This window comes from Arthrobacter rhombi, assembly GCF_900163545.1.
GTDB lineage: Bacteria > Actinomycetota > Actinomycetes > Actinomycetales > Micrococcaceae > Arthrobacter_H > Arthrobacter_H rhombi_A.
The window spans coordinates 86,287-100,274 of sequence record NZ_FUHW01000032.1 but is presented as its reverse complement, the minus strand read 5'-3'; the positions used below and the strand labels follow the sequence as shown (position 1 = coordinate 100,274).

At 62.0% G+C, this 13,988-nt stretch carries 12 protein-coding genes and 2 tRNA genes; 12 read left to right on the top strand and 2 right to left on the bottom strand.

Translation table 11 applies throughout. The annotated features are described in order from the left end of the window. Positions 1–166: 166 nt before the first annotated feature. Positions 167–1,870, bottom strand: a complete 1,704-nt coding sequence (ilvD, locus tag FM101_RS09000) for a dihydroxy-acid dehydratase (protein WP_086998558.1) — start codon at positions 1,868–1,870, stop codon at positions 167–169. 101 nt (positions 1,871–1,971) lie between these two features. Here ilvD and FM101_RS08995 point away from each other — a divergent pair, with 101 nt between their 5' ends. The 4 genes from FM101_RS08995 (at position 1,972) to FM101_RS15590 (ending at position 4,983) form a co-directional block, all read left to right on the top strand. Beyond that, positions 1,972–2,475 (top strand): hypothetical protein, encoded by a 504-nt coding sequence (locus tag FM101_RS08995; protein WP_086998555.1) that lies wholly within the window; start codon positions 1,972–1,974, stop codon positions 2,473–2,475. Positions 2,476–2,655: 180 nt separating this feature from the next. Next, positions 2,656–2,967, top strand: a complete 312-nt coding sequence (locus FM101_RS08990; protein WP_143269260.1) for a hypothetical protein — start codon at positions 2,656–2,658, stop codon at positions 2,965–2,967. Between the two features lie 257 nt (positions 2,968–3,224). Further along, a complete protein-coding gene (locus tag FM101_RS16065) occupies positions 3,225–3,902 on the top strand; it encodes a DUF6318 family protein (protein ID WP_281255511.1) in 678 nt (225 codons plus the stop codon). 10 nt (positions 3,903–3,912) lie between these two features. Then, the gene (locus tag FM101_RS15590; RefSeq protein WP_143269258.1) at positions 3,913–4,983 is read left to right on the top strand and encodes a hypothetical protein; all 1,071 of its coding nucleotides are present in this window, start codon (positions 3,913–3,915) and stop codon (positions 4,981–4,983) included. Positions 4,984–5,041: 58 nt separating this feature from the next. Here FM101_RS15590 and FM101_RS08970 read toward each other — a convergent pair whose 3' ends face one another. Continuing rightward, positions 5,042–5,992 carry a 2-hydroxyacid dehydrogenase gene (locus tag FM101_RS08970; RefSeq protein WP_086998540.1) on the bottom strand — a complete coding sequence of 317 codons (951 nt, stop codon included), beginning with the start codon at positions 5,990–5,992 and terminating at the stop codon, positions 5,042–5,044. Between the two features lie 174 nt (positions 5,993–6,166). Here FM101_RS08970 and FM101_RS08965 point away from each other — a divergent pair. The 8 genes from FM101_RS08965 (at position 6,167) to FM101_RS08930 (ending at position 13,971) form a co-directional block, all read left to right on the top strand. Continuing rightward, positions 6,167–6,239, top strand: a tRNA-Lys gene (locus FM101_RS08965). A 68-nt stretch (positions 6,240–6,307) separates the two neighbouring features. Further along, positions 6,308–6,796: a thioredoxin-dependent thiol peroxidase gene (gene bcp / locus FM101_RS08960; protein WP_086998535.1), complete on the top strand. Its 489-nt coding sequence runs from the start codon at positions 6,308–6,310 to the stop codon at positions 6,794–6,796. Between the two features lie 76 nt (positions 6,797–6,872). Beyond that, positions 6,873–6,957 (top strand) — tRNA-Leu (locus tag FM101_RS08955). 106 nt (positions 6,958–7,063) lie between these two features. Continuing rightward, complete coding sequence (locus FM101_RS08950) at positions 7,064–8,917, top strand: ABC transporter substrate-binding protein (RefSeq protein WP_179204283.1); 1,854 nt, start codon at positions 7,064–7,066, stop codon at positions 8,915–8,917. A gap of 78 nt (positions 8,918–8,995) precedes the next feature. Continuing rightward, on the top strand, positions 8,996–10,489 hold the full coding sequence (locus FM101_RS08945) for a malate:quinone oxidoreductase (protein ID WP_245806665.1): 1,494 nt from the start codon (positions 8,996–8,998) through the stop codon (positions 10,487–10,489). Between the two features lie 188 nt (positions 10,490–10,677). Further along, positions 10,678–11,823 (top strand): LLM class flavin-dependent oxidoreductase, encoded by a 1,146-nt coding sequence (locus tag FM101_RS08940; RefSeq protein WP_086998527.1) that lies wholly within the window; start codon positions 10,678–10,680, stop codon positions 11,821–11,823. Next, positions 11,816–12,271 carry a MarR family winged helix-turn-helix transcriptional regulator gene (locus tag FM101_RS08935; protein ID WP_086998524.1) on the top strand — a complete coding sequence of 152 codons (456 nt, stop codon included), beginning with the start codon at positions 11,816–11,818 and terminating at the stop codon, positions 12,269–12,271. Before FM101_RS08940 ends, FM101_RS08935 begins: the two co-directional genes overlap by 8 nt. 53 nt (positions 12,272–12,324) lie before the next feature. Continuing rightward, on the top strand, positions 12,325–13,971 hold the full coding sequence (locus FM101_RS08930; protein WP_086998521.1) for an ABC-F family ATP-binding cassette domain-containing protein: 1,647 nt from the start codon (positions 12,325–12,327) through the stop codon (positions 13,969–13,971). Positions 13,972–13,988: the final 17 nt, after the last annotated feature.

Sequence of the window (13,988 nt, the reverse complement as noted above, 5' to 3'; positions counted from 1 at the left end):
CTCCGCGCTTGGTAACTAGTAGGACTTCGGTTCGGATCTGCATGTCTTCAGTTTCCCCGGTGCTGCGGGGGCTGTCAACGAAACCCACTGCCTGTCTCAATATGTGGACGCGACGTCCAGTCCGTGGACACGTCCGGTGGCCGGACGTCGCATCCCGTTGCCTTAGTTAGCCACAGTAGGCTCCCGTGCTGGCGGACTTCACGAGCTTGGCGTATTTGCCCAGCACGCCGGTGGTGAACTTGGCCGGCAGCGGCTCCCAGCCTTCACGGCGGGATGCCAGTTCCGCTTCGTCGACCAACAGGTCGAAGGAGCGGGCGGCAATGTCCACGCGGATCCTGTCCCCGTCCTTGACGAAGGCGATGGGGCCGGCGTCCACGGCTTCGGGTGCCACGTGCCCGATGCACAGGCCGGTCGTCCCTCCGGAGAACCGTCCGTCGGTCAGGAGCAGTACGTCCTTGCCCAGTCCTGCCCCCTTGATGGCTCCGGTAATGGCGAGCATCTCGCGCATCCCGGGTCCACCCTTGGGCCCTTCATAGCGGATGACGACGACGTCGCCAGCCTTGATCTCACCCTGATCCAGCGCGTCCAGGGCACCCTGTTCGCGCTCGAAGACGCGGGCGCTGCCCTCGAAGACGTCAGCGTCGAATCCGGCACTCTTGACGACCGCACCCTCGGGAGCCATCGACCCCATGAGCACGGTGATCCCGCCGGTGGCGTGGATGGGGTTGTCCAGCGCGCGCAGGACGTGTCCATCCAGTGCCGGGGGCTCAATATCGGCCAGGTTCTCGGCCACGGTTTTACCGGTAACTGTCAGGCAGTCCCCGTGGATCAGGCCCGCGTCGAGCAGTGCCTTCATGACCACCGGAACGCCGCCGATCTTATCGACGTCGTACATCACGTATTCGCCGAAGGGCTTCAGGTCCCCCAGGTGCGGGATCTGATCGCCGATGCGGTTGAAGTCCTCGAGCTTGAGGTCAACGTTTGCTTCGCGGGCGATGGCGAGCAGGTGGAGCACGGCGTTGGTGGAGCCGCCGAAGGCCATGGTCACGGCGATCGCGTTCTCGAAGGCCTTGCGGGTCATGATGTCGCGGGCGGTGATGCCCTTGCGCAGCATGTTCACCACGGCTTCGCCGGATTTGCGCGCGAACATATCGCGGCGGCGGTCCGCCGAGGGCGGGGCTGCGGAGCCGGGCAGGGACATGCCCAGTGCCTCGCCGATGCAGGCCATCGTGTTGGCGGTGTACATGCCGCCGCAGGCTCCTTCGCCCGGGCAGATGGCCCGTTCGATGGTGTCCAGATCCTTTTCGCTCATCTTCCCTGCAGCACAGGCCCCAACGGCTTCGAAGGCGTCAATGAGAGTGACTTCCTTCTCCGTGCCGTCCTCGAGTTTGGCGGTGCCGGGCATGATCGATCCGGCGTAGACGAAGACGCTGGCCAAATCGAGCCGTGCCGCGGCCATCAACATGCCGGGTAGGGACTTATCGCAGCCGGCCAGCAGGACCGATCCGTCGATGCGTTCGGCCATCATGACTGTTTCCACCGAGTCGGCGATAACCTCACGCGAGACGAGAGAGAAATGCATGCCCTCGTGGCCCATGGAGATGCCGTCGGAAACCGAAATGGTGCCGAACTGCATGGGGAAGCCGCCACCTGAGTGGACACCTTCTTTGGAGGCCTGCGCCAACCGGTTCAGGGAGAGGTTGCAGGGAGTAATTTCGTTCCACGAGCTGGCCACGCCAATTTGCGGCTTGGCGAAGTCGTCGTCTCCCATGCCGACCGCGCGGAACATTCCGCGGGCCGGGGCCGCATGGATGCCGTCGGTGACGGCGCGGCTGCGTGGCTTGATGTCTATGGTGCTGTCCTGGCTCATAAACCAGAGTCTAGAACTCCCCGGCAAACGCAACGAACCCGTGACCTGCTTTTGAAACATTTGCCCTGAACTATCAGTCCATTCCCTTTAGGATGGACGGCATGGGGAAAACAGACAGTGACGTCAGCGCGCCCGAGACGACGGAAGACTCGACGCTCAAGGCCCATCTGCACCGCGCCTTCGATCAGCAGATCCCTAATTTCGGTAGCTACAACCTCGTCTATGCGACGGGGCGTGCCGGTGAAGGCGGCAAATATATTGTCGGATACCGGCGCGAGCCGATGGAAATCCTGGTTGCCCCCTTGCATGCAGGGACCTTGGCTGCCCTTGAACCAGCCGTGGCGATCAACCTGACCAACCTCAGTCATTTGGCCGAGGATCGTGCCGGTGGCCACGAGGTGGGGACCAGCACCGGCCGCGTCTACCGCTTCGAAGTCGCCCCGGAAACGACAGTCGATGCCCCGCCAGCTGCAACCAGCGCCCCGGGTGCCCGCGTCAGGCTCCAACAGCACCACGATGCCGAAGATTTCTCAGCATTTTTCGATGAGTTCCTGACCCTTTTGGACGGGTTCGGTGAGCCGGAGAACGTCGAGAGCGACCAATAGTCACAGCCCTGACTACCCAATGGCCCTCGGATATCCACACGGAATTTGCGCCTGCGGGCCGCAGACCATACGTTGAAAGCTCGAACTATCGTATTGCCATTAGCCGAAGGAAAAGGGCGGTGCCATAGCGGCCTTGACGGACTTCTCCCAAGGCTTCACGACGTCAAGTACTGGGGCACCATGTTTCAAGAGCACGAAGGCAGAAAATCCCTGACCGAACTGGATCACCCCCGCAGTTCCAGAAGTGTTCCCGTGGCATCTCAGTCTGGCGACAAGCACTTTTCTGGCGCCACCACGGCATGCTCGCTTGAGCGCATCCTCGGTCTACTCGAGGTGCTGGGGTTCGAAATCGATCAGTTCATGCGTTTTAATGCACGGCCCGACGACAAGGATGACGAAGTTGCCTTGTCCTGGATGCATACAGCGATGGAAGACATGTCGGCCACCCTCGTTGGCGTCTCAGCAGATCCGCATCATCGCAACGAAGCCTGATTCACCAGCTGCCGACGTCGCTGCATTTCGCGCCTGAGCGCCCTATCAGCCCTGCTGGATCGGCGCCCTCCCCTGGCTAGAGCGACGAGGCGCCACACCTGCGCTAAGCATCCGACGTGTCTTCGCAGGTCACCATCAGTTGATTCTTTTAGTGCTGGATCGCCTCGAACACGGAGTTGTGGATAACTATTCAACACGGTTGATTTTCGGGTTAGGGTGCTTTTACGCCCGTTTTCATTGTCGAACCCGGAGGCCTCATGCCGGTCACGATCGCAAGAAAGACGCTCAGCAGATTCGCCGTTGGAGCAGCCATCGCCATCGCCCTCAGCGCTTGCTCGCCCACAGACGGCGCAGAAACCACGGCTTCCGGAGACGACGAGTCCTCCTCATCCCCAGCCACACAGTCAACAGGTGATAAGGACAGCAGCACTGCTGCCTCCCCCACGACGAAGTCCTCCTCGGCAACTCCGATAGCCGCAAGCTCCGATGGCCCCGCCAAGAATTGGCCCGTGCCAAAAATGCCTGCAAAGGCCAAGAAGCACGACCTTGAGGGCGCAGCCGAATTCACCAAGTACTACTTCGAACTTATCGAATACACCTCGGTGACCAACGAGTCGAAACCCATCAGCAAGGTTTCCTCCTCGGACTGCGAACTATGCGACGAGGCCATTATCGAACCTGCAAAACACAACAAGGAAAAGGGCGGCTGGAACACGGGCGGCGCGTTCGATCTTTCAATCAGCTCTGCTCAAAAGGAGGGACCAGATGAAGTCTGGGTCTCCTTCACATACTTGCAAGCAGGAGGCCAAGTTTACGATCCAGACAAAACCGTACGGACGACTCTCGAGGAAACCTCAACGCCCGTCGTCGGTTCCTTCTTTTTGGGATGGAAAGATGGATGGCGCGTCAACTCGGTGGAGTTCCCTGAATCATGAGCGTCCAACAATGAACACCAAAGTCGGTTGTTTTCGCCCCGTTCGGGCCATTATTTTTGCGTTCGCGCTGGCACTAGTATTCGGCGGGAACGCTGCCTTCGGCGCCCCTCAGTCAAGACAACCTAATGATGACTCTGGGGCGATAATTGGATTCGAGAATCGGCATGCTACAGCGACAAAAGACGCGTCTATCGCTCCTCGAAAACGCCACCAAAACAAGGTGGGGAGTACGCGTAAGACCGACGTTTTGCCAAATACACCACCAAAAGGACGTGCTGGTGGAGCTAAGAAATCAACGGCAAAGGCTCCTTCGAACTCTATGAAATACAGAGTCTCGTATTCGACTACCTGCGCCCTACAGCTTGGTGGCAATGGAAGCTGCAAGACATTTGATGAAGCTCCATGCCCTGACAATCAACCGCTGAAAGTCCGCACTATTCGGACCCCGGCCGGCGCACTCGTATCCCGGGACACCTATTGCAAGACGGAGCCTCCACCGCAAGCACCCGAAGGTTCACCTGCGAAACCAGAAGATCTTCAGCGCGCAGTCCAGGAGCAAAGGACCATCGAAGTCACTCCTGCAGAGTTTCAGAGTTTTCCCATTCGTGGTTCTCAGGTTAAGAGTCAGCCCTCAGGATTCTCCTTGCGGAATGGTCACGCACATATGTACGCCGCTCCAAACCCTCAGACATTCAGCGTCGACATTTATGACGAGCCTGTTCGTGTCCGGGCAATCCCCCAGTCCTACCTCTGGAACTACGGCGACGGCCACAGCAGAAAACTGCAAAAACCCGGAAAACCCATCCCGAATCACACCTTCGATCAACCGACGGACACCAGCCATGTGTATGACGAGACCGGCGATTTCACCATCCAACTGAGCACCGCCTATCGCGGCGAGTACTCCGTCGATGGCGGGCCATGGATGCCAATCCCCGGTACGGCTAGCGTCCCGAGTGACCCCATGCCCATGAGCGTTTGGCGCACCAAGAAACTCTTGGTCGACCAGGACTGTGCCAATAATCCCGGTGGCCCGGCCTGTGATTCCCCGTTCCTCCGAGAGAAGTCCGCGGCAAAATAGTCATCCGTTCGCTAGCTCGACGGAACACCACAGGTCTTGACGGGAGCCATGCGTCGACCTAGAGCAGGTGCTCACCCTGATGCACGAGATTCTTCGGCCGCTCCCCCGCAGCCATGCTGGCCATCTGCTCACGAAGCAGCTGGGCGATCCGGGGTGGGAAGGCTTCAGTATTACCGCCGACATGCGGCGTGATCAATGCATTCGGGAGCTTCCATAGCGGGTGATCGCTGGGTAAAGGCTCGGGGTCGGTCACGTCGAGGGCACAGTGCAGTCGCCCTGATGCTACTTCGGCTGTCAGCGCATCGGTATCGACGACCGGGCCACGGGCCACGTTGACGACCACTGAGCCGTCGGGCAAGGCGGCCAAGAGTTCCCGACCCAACAGGTGGTGGGTTGAATCGTTGAGCGGAACGATGGCAATAACGGCTTCGAGCTCGGGGGCAAGCTCCATCAGCTCGTCCAGACCGTGCACCGGCCCGTGTTCGTCGGTTCGAGCGTGGGTGCCGATACGAACCAGGTCAATCTCGAAGGGGTCCAACCGGCGTCGAATTTCCTCGCCGATTCCGCCCACCCCGATCAAACCGACCCGGCGATCGGCCAGCCCCTTCCAGCGTGCCGAATCCCAGGTGCCAGTCAGCTGGTTCCGTGCCGCTTGGCCCATTCCACGCAAGGCCGCTATCAGCAGTCCGACGGCCAGTTCCGCGGTGGCCGCTGCGTGGACTCCGTGCGCCGAGGCAATGGCGATGTCTTCGCCTACTGCGTCCATCACGCCGTCGTAGCCCGTGGATTGGGTGTGGACCAAGCGGAGATTGGATGCTTTCCGAACGTTTCCCCACCGCTTCTTTGAGGCCATCGAGTACGGCAAGACCACCGCTCCGATGTCTTCCAGCGCCACTCCCTGCGGTTCGCTGTCCAAATCCCACACTCCGCAACGCACGCCCGCAGGCAGCGGCGAGCAGGCATCGAGCAGGTAGTGGTCAGGGACAGTAAAGGTAGAGATGGGTTCCATGCACACAGCTTAGGATTCATCCCCGGCAAGACCGCCAATTCGGGTCTGAAAATTCCTAAAAATGTGACACGGAACCCATTCAGGGAAGCGATTTTGCGCGGTCGGAAAAGTGCTGGTAATGTTTCATCTCGTTGCAAAGCGCGGCCTCGCAAGGGATTCGCAGGAAGCAATAATGCACCTCTAGCTCAATTGGCAGAGCAACTGACTCTTAATCAGTAGGTTTCGGGTTCAAGTCCCGAGGGGTGCACAACCGATAAAAGAGGCCGGCCGCGAGGCTGGCCTCTTTTTATATATCCGGACACTTGGAGGAAGCCCATGACCACCCCATCCCAGCGCCTCGCCGTCGGCGATCCAGCGCCCGCTTTCACCTTGACCGCCGCGGACGGCTCCGAGGTTTCGCTCTCTGACTATGCCGGACGGAAGGTCGTCGTCTACTTCTACCCGGCGGCCATGACCCCCGGCTGCACCAAACAGGCCTGTGACTTCCGTGACTCGCTCTCCTCGCTGGCCTCCGCCGGCTACCAGGTGCTGGGAGTGTCACCGGATTCACCGACGAAACTGGCGAAGTTCACCGAGAAGGAAGCGTTGACGTTCCCCGTGCTTTCGGATGAGGACCACTCCGTCGCCGCCGCCTTTGGCGCCTGGGGCGAAAAGAAGAACTATGGCCGCGTCTATGAGGGCCTGATCCGCTCGACGATCGTGGTCGGCGAAGACGGAAAGGTCCAGCTCGCCCAGTACAACGTCCGCGCCACCGGCCACGTGGCAAAACTGCACCGAGATTTGGGGCTCGACACCGTTTCTTAAGTGCGGGCGCCAATTCACGGTTCTTGCAAGGGGTTCCGTTACACTGGTTGAGGCCTTCCGCATGTAGAGGGCCTCAGCGAGCGTGGCGGAATTGGTAGACGCGCTGGATTTAGGTTCCAGTGTCTTAGGACGTGGGGGTTCAAGTCCCCCCGCTCGCACCAGGTGATGATGCACGACGACAACGAAGCACCCATCGGCTCGTCGCAGGACCGTCATTGGCCCCGCAAAACACAACGGGATGCGCCCCTAGACAAGGAGCAAGTGAGCGTGGAGTCCACCAACCGCCCCGGCGACGTTCAGGGCCCTGGTACCTCGTTCTCCCGGGGAATCCGCCCCTCGCGCCGCACGGTGTTGGGCCTCGGCTCCATCGCCATGGCGGGGCTGGTCGGCTGCACGAAGGCCACGACACCCGAAGAACTGCCCACCGCTGCACCTCCCTCGACGTCGATCGTGAAGAACCTGGAAATACGGTTCGGCACCCCCGCGGCACCGGCCATCCTGGATCCGGCCCTCGCCTCGGATAACGAATCCTTCCGGGTCACCCGACAAATCTTCGAATCCCTGATCAGCGTTGACCCGGATACCGGGGCCCCCACCCCGGGGTTGGCCACCGAGTGGAAGATCAGCAAAGACGGACTCACCTACACCTTCACCTTGCGCGACGGGGTTTCCTTCCACGACGGCACGGAGTTCAATGCCGATGCCGTCGTTCACAACTTCGAACGATGGGCCAACCTTCCCCAGGATCTCGGAGGAAAGGTCGGTCAGGCTTTCGAATCGGTCTTCCACCACACCGAGGTGCAGCCGGCCGGGGACACCGGCATTGCGCAGGACTCCCAGGCGGCCACCCAATCCATGCTGCGCTCCCCCAACGTCCTCGGTGGGTTGAAGCTGACCAAGGATTCCGGCAAGGACTCGGCTCCGAAGGACAAGTTCGAGACGGTGACGGCCAGTTACTACGACAGTTGCCGCGCCGTGGACTCCCACACGTTCGTGTTGAAATTGACCAAACCGATCACTGGTTTGATCGATGCCCTGACTCTCCCGGGTTTCGGCATCGCTTCCCCCTCCGCGCTCCGCAAGTACAAGGCCGACGAGGCGAAGAAGGATGCTTCGGGCAGTCTCAGCACCGGTTTCAGCCGGCATCCGGTCGGCACCGGCCCCTACCTCTTTGATGAAGCAGAAGCTGAATCGGTCACCGTGGTCGCCAACGAGGACTACTGGCGACACAGTACGCAGATCGGCAGGGCGACCTTTGCCGTGCTGCGGGATCCCTCCTCGCGTTTGCAGTCCCTGCGGAGGCAGAAGATCGCCGCCTATGACATGGTCACCGTCGGCGAGTTGCGTGAGCTTGTTCGTGAGGGCCAGCAGATCCTGCAGCGTGACCCGTTCTCCATCCTGTATTTGGGGATGAACCAGTCCAACCCCTTGCTGGCGGATCGAAAGATCCGTCAAGCAGTGGCGCACGCCGTGAACCGGCAAGAGCTCATCCAAAAGTTTTTCATCTCCGGGACGAAGGAAGCACGGAGTTTCGTACCGCCGAGCCTCGGGGTGCCCGACGGCCAGACCTACTTCGGCTATGACGTCCCCAAGGCCAAATCCTTGCTGAAGAGCTCCTCATACGACGGCGAGCCGATCCCCTTCACCTATCCGTTGAATGTCACCCGCGCCTACCTGCCGATGCCCGAACGGATCTATGCCGAAATCAGCGCTCAGTTGACCGCCGTAGGTTTCAACATCAAGCCGTACCCGATCGATTGGGAAGACGGCTATATGGACAATGTCGTCAACGGACGGCGTCCCGGCTTCCACCTGTTGGGCTGGAACGGCGGCTACCGGGATCCGGACAACTTCATCGGTACCCTCTTTGGCACCACGTCACCGGAATTCGGTTACGACGCCCCGAAGGTGCGCGCAAAGATCGTCAAGGCGCGTTCGATGCCCAACGGGGACCCACGGGCCACCACCTATCAGCAGATCGGCGAGCAGCTGGCGAAAGATCTGCCCGCCCTTCCGCTGGCTTACCCGATTTCCGCCGTCGCGGCCGACGATTCGGTCATGCATTACCCCACCAGTCCCACCCTGGACGAGCCCTTTGACCGGGTGAGGCTCGCCACCTAGGGCGGCTCAAGGAACCCCCTGATTTCATGGCGGTGATCTGACCGCGCTAACCTTGGCTTAAGCCACCAGAGTCGTCGGATGGAGAATCCTGTGCCGAGCCAAACCACCTCATCGAACGTTGATATTGCCCTGATCGGCGGTGGGGTCATGAGTGCAACGCTGGGAACGCTCATCAAACAGCTGGAACCCAGCTGGGATATCGCCCTGTTCGAGAACCTTGATCAGGCGGGCCAGGAAGCCTCCGACCCGTGGAATAACGCGGGTACCGGCCACTCGGCACTGTGCGAACTGAACTACTCCCCACTCGGCGCCGATGGCAAGGTCAACCCCGCCAAGGCAGTGGGCATCAACGAACAGTGGCAGGTCTCCCGCCAGTTCTACTCCCATCTGGTGGACCAGAAGCGGATTTCCACTCCCAGCTCCTTCATCAACCCGCTGCCGCATATGAGCTTCGTCCACGGCTCCGACAGCGCCGACTACCTCCAGAAGCGTTACGACTCGCTGCGCACCCAGCCGCTCTTTGAGCAGATGGAGCATACCGAGGATCTCGCCACCATCGCCGAATGGGCTCCGCTCGTGGCCGAAGGCCGCAACCCCGGCGAACGGGTTTCCGCTTCCCGAGTTCTGGGCGGCACCGACGTCGACTTCGGCTCGCTGACCCGCCAGCTGGTTGCCAACTTGGGTGAGGACGGGGTCGATCTGAACTTTGGCCATAAGGTCACCGGGCTGGAACGCAACGGCGCCGGCTGGACGCTGACCGTGAAGAACAGGGCCACCGGGGACAAGCAGACCGTGAACGCAAAGTTTGTGTTCGTCGGTGCCGGTGGCGGCGCCCTGCACCTGCTCCAGGCCGCCGGCATCCCCGAGGCCCATGGCTTCGGTGGTTTCCCGGTCTCCGGACAGTTCCTGCGCAGCACCAACGAAGATGTCATTTCCCGCCATCATGCCAAGGTCTACGGCCAGGCGTCCGTGGGCGCCCCGCCGATGTCTGTCCCACACCTGGACACGCGCTTCGTCAACGGCAAGCGTTCGCTCATGTTCGGCCCGTACGGCGGATTCTCACCCAAGTTCTTGAAGTCGGGTTCCTACCTGGACCTGGTCGCCTCGGTTCGTCCCGGTAACCTCATCCCGATGCTCGCCGTTGCCAAGGACAACCTCGGCCTGGTGAAGTACCTGGTCACCGAGGTCCTCAAGAGCCGCGAGGCCAAGAACGAGGCCCTGCGCGAGTACTACCCCAATGCCTCGGGAGACGGCTGGGAACTGATCACCGCCGGCCAGCGCGTACAGGTCATCAAGAAGGATAAGAAGCGTGGCGGTATCCTGCAGTTCGGTACCGAAGTCATCACCAGTGCCGACGGCTCGATCTCGGGGCTGTTGGGCGCCTCCCCGGGCGCTTCGACCGCTGCACCGATCATGATCGAGGTCCTGCGTCGCTGCTTCCCGCAGAACTTCGCCGGCTGGGAATCCAAGCTCACCGAGATCGTCCCCAGCTTCGGGGTCAAGCTCAACGAGAACCCCGACCTGCTCGCCGAGGTCACCGCGGCAACGAATAAGTCGCTCGCGCTCACATAGGTTGTCGGTGTTTTCAACGGTGGGACGGGTCAGACCCGTCCCACCGTTCGTTAACGGCAGACCCTTTCACCGCGTCGCCACACCATCGGGCCCCGGGACACGGGAATACCCAAGAGATGACTGATGTTCTTATATGCAAATGCATATATCTTCTGACATACTGAAGGTCGGATCCACGAAGGAGCACCATGGAAATCGGCGTCTTTTCGGTTAGTGACATCACGGCCGACCCCACCACCGGTCAGCTGCCGACCGAGCATGAACGCATTACCGCGATGGTGGCGATCGCGCGGAAGGTCGAAGAGATCGGGATGGATGTCTTCGCCATCGGCGAGCATCACAACCCACCGTTCTTCTCGTCTTCGCCCACCACCGAGCTGGCCTATATTGCCGCCCACACCGAACACATCACCCTCTCCACGGCCACGACGCTGATCACCACCAACGATCCGGTGAAGATTGCCGAAGATTTCGCGATGCTCCAACATCTATCCGGAGGCCGCACGGATCTGGTCCTGGGGCGAGGGAACACCGCCCCGGTCTATCCCTGGTTCGGGAAGAGCTCGGCGGATGCGGTGGAACTGACCGTGGAGAACTACCACCTGCTGCGCCGGCTCTGGGACGAAGAGAACGTTTCCTGGTCCGGTAAGCACCGCACGGCGCTACAGAACTTCACCTCCACTCCCCGCCCGTTGGATTCCGTTGCCCCCTTCGTCTGGCACGGTTCGATCCGCACACCCGAGGTTGCCGAAATTGCCGCCTATTACGGTGACGGGTTCTTCGCCAACAACATCTTCTGGCCCAAGGAGCACTACCAGGAACTGATCGGCCTCTACCGTCAGCGCTTCGAACACTATGGTCATGGCCGGGCCGATCAGGCCTATGTGGGTCTCGGCGGTCAGTTCTACCTGGCAGAGAACTCCCAGGATGCCGTGGCACAGTTCCGTCCCTACTTCGACAACGCCCCGGTTTATGGCCATGGGCCCTCCCTGGAGGACTTCACGTCCCAGACCCCGCTGACCGTGGGCAGCCCGCAGCAAATGATCGAGAAGACGCTCACGTTCCAGGAGTACTTCGGGGACTACCACCGTCAGCTCTTCCTCGTCGATCACGCCGGCCTGCCGCTGAAAACCGTGCTGAACCAGTTGGACCTGTTCGGCGAACGGGTGCTGCCCGAGCTGCGTGCCGAATACGCCAAACGCAAACCCGCAGACCACCCCGAACCCCCGACCCACGCCAACCTGCTGGCTGCTCGGCGGGCAGGCATCAAGCCGGCCACCGCCCGCAACGAGGTCCCGGTGCCTGAGAAGACCCCCGCGGAGTCCCATGTCTAGGCCCGCCACCCTCCGTGAGACCACCCAGGCCTGGGAGTCCTTGTTCCGGGCCCAGGTGACCATCATGCGACGACTCCAACGCCATCCGGCGTTCAAACGGTTGACGATGCGCGAATACGACGTGCTGGTCACCCTCGAACGCTGCCCCGAGGGTGGGATCCGTTTGGGTGAGCTCAACGAGAACGTCCTGCTCAGCCAGCCGAGCCTGAGCCGGATGGTTGACCGGCTCGAGGCCAAGGGTTTCATCGCCCGTGCCGCCGACCCGCAGGACCAGCGCGCGATGCGGCTCTGGCTGACCGAGGCCGGCAGCACCATCCAACGCGAGATCGGCCGCGAACATGTCCGCCATATCCACGAGGTGTTGGGCTCCGCCCTGGACGTGACCGAATTCGCGGAACTGACCCGGCTGACCCGCAAACTCGGCGCCTCGGTCCAGGCCAGGGACTGAGGGCAGGCGGCGACCGGTCGGGACCGGGGGTGAAGCGTCCTTAGAATGGTGGGATGAGCGCCCACCTCGTGGCCAAGGACCTCTCCGGAGGCCATGCCCACCGCACCCTGTTTTCGGATCTGAACTTCACCGTTGCGCCCGGCGACGTGGTGGGGGTGGTCGGCGCCAACGGGGCCGGTAAATCCACGCTGCTGCGCCTGCTCGCCGGCCTCGACACCCCCCAGGGCGGATCGGTGGCCGCATCCCCGCAGGGGGCCTTCATTGGCTGGCTGCCCCAGGAGCACGAACGCCTCCGGGGAGAAAGCATCGCCGCCTATCTGGACCGACGGACCGGTTGTGCGCAGGCCACCGCGGACATGGAATCCAGTGCAGAGGCACTCGGTTCCGGCATCCGCGGCGCCGACGACGCGTACTCCGCGGCCTTCGACCATTGGATGGCGTCCGGCGCCGCCGATCTCGAGGACCGAATCGCCCCGGTGCTGGCCGAACTGGGCCTGCTGGTGGACCCCACGACCTTGATGACGTCGCTCTCCGGCGGTCAGGCGGCACGAGTAGGGCTGGCGGCGCTACTGCTGAGCCGCTTCGACCTGGTCCTCCTCGACGAACCCACCAACGACCTGGACCTGGCCGGACTGGAACGGTTGGAGGCCTTCGTGCGGGGGCTGCGCACCGGCGTCGTGCTGGTGTCCCACGACCGCGAATTCCTCTCCCGCTGTGTGACCCGGATCGTGGAACTGGATCTGCCGCAGCAGAAGGTCTCGGTCTACGACGGCGGCTATGACGCCTATCTCGCCGAACGCGAGGTCGCCCGCCGTCATGCCCGCGAAGCCTACGACGAGTTCGCCGAGAAGAAGTCGGATCTGGTCTCCCGGGCCAGGACCCAACGCGAATGGTCCTCCCAGGGGGTACGCAATGCGATGCGCAAGGCACCCGACAACGACAAGATTCGTCGTCGGGCCAGCGCCGAGTCGTCGGAGAAGCAGGCGCAGAAGGTCAGACAGATGGAGTCGCGCATCGCCCGGCTGGACGAGGTGGAGGAGCCGCGCAAGGAATGGGTGCTGCAGTTCTCCATCGGCGCCGCCCCCCGCTCCTCCTCGGTGGTGGCCACGCTCAACGACGTGGTACTCACCCAGGGGTCCTTCACCTTCGGGCCGGCCTCGCTCCAGGTCAATGCCGGGGACCGGATCGGTATCACCGGGCCCAACGGTGCAGGAAAGTCCACACTGTTGCGCCTGCTCTTGGGATCCACCGCCCCCGAGTCGGGGACGGCGTCGCTGGGTGCCAGCGTGGCGATCGGCGAAATCGACCAGGCCCGCGGGCAGCTGGACGAGTCCCTGGACTTGGGGGCAGCCTTCGAACGGGTGGTCCCGGAGATGGGGTCCGGGCAGATCAGGACCCTCCTGGCCAAATTCGGTTTAAAGGCCGATCAGACGGCCAGCCTGGTGGGCGACCTCTCCCCCGGCGAAAGGACCCGGGCGTCACTGGCACTCCTGCAGGCCCGCGGGGTGAACCTGCTGGTCCTGGACGAACCGACCAACCATCTGGACCTGGCAGCCATCGAACAACTCGAGGAGGCGTTGGAGTCCTACAGCGGGGCGCTCCTGCTGGTCACCCACGACCGCCGGCTCCTGGAGAACGTGAGTCTGGACCAACGCTGGAGCGTGGAGAACGGGCGGGTCGGCGTCGAAGTCGCCCGCTAGCCTGCGTGCCAGCGGAT

Bases quoted from the DNA above. Each gene is read 5' to 3' on its own strand.
- FM101_RS16065 (WP_281255511.1), top strand. From the start codon at position 3,225: ATGCCGGTCACGATCGCAAGAAAGACGCTCAGCAGATTCGCCGTTGGA.
- FM101_RS08940 (WP_086998527.1), top strand. From the start codon at position 10,678: ATGGAAATCGGCGTCTTTTCGGTTAGTGACATCACGGCCGACCCCACC.
- FM101_RS08930 (WP_086998521.1), top strand. From the start codon at position 12,325: ATGAGCGCCCACCTCGTGGCCAAGGACCTCTCCGGAGGCCATGCCCAC.
- bcp (WP_086998535.1), top strand. From the start codon at position 6,308: ATGACCACCCCATCCCAGCGCCTCGCCGTCGGCGATCCAGCGCCCGCT.
- FM101_RS08970 (WP_086998540.1), bottom strand. From the start codon at position 5,992: ATGGAACCCATCTCTACCTTTACTGTCCCTGACCACTACCTGCTCGAT.
- FM101_RS08990 (WP_143269260.1), top strand. From the start codon at position 2,656: ATGTTTCAAGAGCACGAAGGCAGAAAATCCCTGACCGAACTGGATCAC.
- ilvD (WP_086998558.1), bottom strand. From the start codon at position 1,870: ATGAGCCAGGACAGCACCATAGACATCAAGCCACGCAGCCGCGCCGTC.
- FM101_RS08995 (WP_086998555.1), top strand. From the start codon at position 1,972: ATGGGGAAAACAGACAGTGACGTCAGCGCGCCCGAGACGACGGAAGAC.
- FM101_RS08945 (WP_245806665.1), top strand. From the start codon at position 8,996: ATGGAGAATCCTGTGCCGAGCCAAACCACCTCATCGAACGTTGATATT.
- FM101_RS08935 (WP_086998524.1), top strand. From the start codon at position 11,816: ATGTCTAGGCCCGCCACCCTCCGTGAGACCACCCAGGCCTGGGAGTCC.
- FM101_RS15590 (WP_143269258.1), top strand. From the start codon at position 3,913: ATGAACACCAAAGTCGGTTGTTTTCGCCCCGTTCGGGCCATTATTTTT.